Here is a 310-nt window from a genome sequence, read left to right on the forward strand (position 1 = left end):
GGGCACGCTGGTCGGCTACGCGATCCAGACCGTTTCGCTGGCCTGGCTGGCGGCGCGCGCCGACGGCGGTTTCTGGGGCGCGCCCAGGCTGACCCTGCAATCGCCGCACTGGCCCGAACTGATGAGCGCCGCCGGCGTGATGCTGATCGGCCAGGTGGCCATGAGCTTCGTCGGCCCGCTGGACCAATACGCCGCCGCCAACCTGGGCGCCAATGCCAACGCCACGCTGGGCTACGCCAGCCGGCTGCTGTCGCTGTTGCTGGGCATCGGCGCGGTGTCGGTGGGCCGCGCGGCGCTGCCGGTGCTGGCC

The 310-nt window shown here is 73.2% G+C and carries 1 pseudogene; it reads left to right on the top strand.

The annotated features are described in order from the left end of the window. Window positions 1–310 (top strand): annotated as a pseudogene (locus tag SB751_RS29240) (hypothetical protein); the annotation flags it as partial.

The sequence above is a fragment of the Cupriavidus sp. SIMBA_020 genome, from assembly GCF_046535395.1.
In the GTDB taxonomy this organism is placed as follows: domain Bacteria; phylum Pseudomonadota; class Gammaproteobacteria; order Burkholderiales; family Burkholderiaceae; genus Cupriavidus; species Cupriavidus campinensis.